The organism is Pontibacterium sp. (assembly GCF_041587635.1).
In the GTDB taxonomy this organism is placed as follows: Bacteria; Pseudomonadota; Gammaproteobacteria; order Pseudomonadales; family Balneatricaceae; genus Pontibacterium.
On the sequence record NZ_JBFGYC010000514.1, the window covers coordinates 1 to 2,883 of the forward strand.

The 2,883-nt window shown below is 48.5% G+C and carries 1 protein-coding gene and 2 tRNA genes; all 3 read right to left on the reverse strand.

Going from position 1 to position 2,883, the window contains the following annotated elements; all coding sequences use genetic code 11:
- Positions 1-315: 315 nt before the first annotated feature.
- The 3 genes from ABYW01_RS18295 to ABYW01_RS18305 all read right to left on the reverse strand — a co-directional run bounded on the left by ABYW01_RS18295 (position 316) and on the right by ABYW01_RS18305 (position 2,883).
- On the reverse strand, positions 316-2,379 hold the full coding sequence (locus ABYW01_RS18295; protein ID WP_372835616.1) for an EAL domain-containing protein: 2,064 nt from the start codon (positions 2,377-2,379) through the stop codon (positions 316-318).
- Between the two features lie 229 nt (positions 2,380-2,608).
- Positions 2,609-2,683: transfer RNA gene (locus ABYW01_RS18300), tRNA-Gln, on the reverse strand.
- Positions 2,684-2,806: 123 nt separating this feature from the next.
- A tRNA-Met gene (locus ABYW01_RS18305) sits at positions 2,807-2,883 on the reverse strand.

A 2,883-nucleotide genomic window follows, 5' to 3' on the forward strand; every position in this document is an offset into this window, starting at 1 on the left:
AAAATAATCAACAGACGGCTCGTTTGATCAAGAAAGCTAATCATCTGAATTCCATCGGATCTGTACGCTAAATTTGTTTAAACCACGGTGGAAGTATAGTCGGACTAAAGTGGGATGCGCGAAATAGGTGGGGTGTTGCTAGAGGAATAAAAAATCCCCGTAAGGGTGACCTTACGAGGAAATATAGTCTCCAAGTCAGTGACTAACTTTGGAATAGAAAGCAATCAACAGCCTGTAGTGACACAGCCTGAATTTCAGTATAGCCAGTGACTCTTTATATATCAATTGGCTATTTGTATATAACTAAAATAAGCATTAGCTATCGAAGAAATCGTAATCCATTGCATCTTTTGGTGGCTGCAAGTAATTACCCTGCACGAAGTCCACACCTGCTTTCCAGAGGGTGCCCATCACACGTGTGCCTTCAACCAGAGGCGCAATCGTCACTTTCTTCTGCACTTTTAAGGTGTGCAGCAGTTTGAGAACATCTTTGCTGTCTGCGCCCGCTTCGTTCAGTTCCTGAATGTAGCTACCATCCAGTTTTACATAGTCGGGATTAACCTGTTTCAGTACCAGCTCGGAGTTGATAGAGCTGCCGAAATGTTTGATACAGATTTGGCAATGAAGCTTCCGCAATGTATCGGCAAAGAACTTGGCGTGCTTCAAGTAGGAAGACGCATCGGTTTCGCTGATCTGGAATACCAGGTAGTTGGCAGGTAAACCAGCCTTACGCAGCAGCTCAGACAGCCACAGCAGCGTTTTTCTATCCCGCAGGGTACGGCTGGACAGATTGATAAAGACGCGGTTGCGCTGCTTGCGACGGAACTCACGCTGCATGTTCAGCATGGTCTCTTTGATAACCCAGCGATCCACCTTGATACTGATGTCCGCCTGATCCAGCGTGTCGAGGAAGTTATTCGGAGAGATCTCTTCGCCTTTCTCGCCGATCAACCGGAGGAAGGTTTCGTAGTGGTGATCAGTAATTTCCTGGCTGTTCAGTGCCACGATTGGCTGGAACAGCAGTTTCATGTTTTTCTGCTGAATAGCATCTTCCAGCATAAAGACCTGATCCGCGGATTCATCGGTATTGCTCTCGACCGATTCATATAGCTTGACGCCATTGCCGCGTTGATTGTCTGCGCGGATACTATCTGCTGCTCCGCGTGCACGTTCCAGAATAACTTTACGGGTCGGTGTGTTATCACTGATGGTGGTTACACCAATGGAGCAGGTCGTCTGAATCGTTGTGCTGCTGGATTCGGATATATTGCCTGAAATGGCTTTGCACAGCTTGGTCGCCAGCGTCGTTGCTTTGTCCGGATTTGGGTCGTGATAGATGACTGCAAAGCTGTCTTCTTCTGGGCGGGCGAGCAGGTGTGCTTTATTAACGTGTTTCTTCAGCAACGTAGAGATGTCACGAACCACTTGGTCGCAGCCTTCTATGCCGATGTCAGAGCGAATCTCAAGGTAGTTATCCAGGCTGATATACAGCAGATTGCAGTCGGCACCACCTTCCATCGCCCGCTGCAGTGTTTCGTCCAGCTCGTTATTGAAGTAATCCAGATTATACAGGCCGGATACCAGATCCAGTTTGTCCTGTAGTACCTGCTCTTCTTCTTTGCGTTCGGCACTTAGGGTAATTTGAATGCATGCGCTGTTGTTATAACGCGCGGGGCGCAATGCGAGATTGGTATCGAATTCAGTTTCATCTGCGCGTACAGCGGTTAGCTGTAAGCTCGCGTTGCGCAGGTTTTCCTGTTGCATCATCTGAAGCTGCTCTTGCAGCTCCTCTTTATGGCTCTGGCTAAAGCAGAGAGAGAGGGATGTGCCAAGCAGTGTTTCGGGGGATTCGAAACCCAGTAACGTGGCCATGCTCTGGTTAGCGAACAGGATGGTATCACCATCGCAGCAAGCGATTGCGTGGGTAGAGCTTTCTAGTAGGGATTCGTACTGTTTTTCCGCATCGGAAAGCGATGATTCTGTCTGGCGTAGCTTACGGCGGCTTTCCAGGTGTTCGAGCTCGCGACGAATCGCCAGCATCAGCAGTTCTTTTTCTTCCAGCGGTACGACGGCCTGAATGTTGTTCTTTAGCCCTTGTAGCAGATAGTGGCTGTCAGAGTTGGGTACCAGCTGAATAAGGGGGATATCTTTATCAAGGCGACGCAGATGATGCATCGCATTCTTGCCACTGAAAGCGCTCTGGTTGGTGGTAAACAGAATAACGTCCCAGGAGCGCTCGCTTAGCGCATCCAGGAATTCCTGTTCAGTTGATACCAGATGTCCGCGAGGAGCCAGCCGAGAGGCACGCAAAAGCCGAATGATCGGGTCTGTCTCTTCTGCAGACATTCCCAGAAACATTAGCTGTACGTTCTTTCTCAATCTCTGACGCCGCCGTGTCGAGAGCTGGTCTAAGACCGCTTTGGTTGCAAATGAAGGTGATTGGGTCATGCGCTATCCCCGGGCGCTGGCTTTCAGTCCTTGTTTAGGAGGTCAAGTCTAAAGGGTTTGTAAATGAAAGTCAGGACATATTTTGATCAGTCTTTGATATAAGACAAACTTTAACTGAGGGGAAAAACTTAGGCGTTTTTTACTAGAATAAATAGGAGAGTGGCTGGGGTAGGAGGATTCGAACCTCCGCATGCAGGAATCAGAATCCTGTGCCTTACCGCTTGGCGATACCCCAACAATGTAGTGCAAACACGAATGTCTTTGCTGGTTCTCGTTGCAGAACCTGATTTATCGTCTATTCAGACAGGCTAACTAAACAAGGTTAGTTAAAAGCATTTCAACCGGTGATCAGAGGAAATGGTGGCAATAGCGGGACTCGAACCTGCGACCCTCGCATTATGAATGCGATGCTCTAACCAACTGAGCTATATTGCC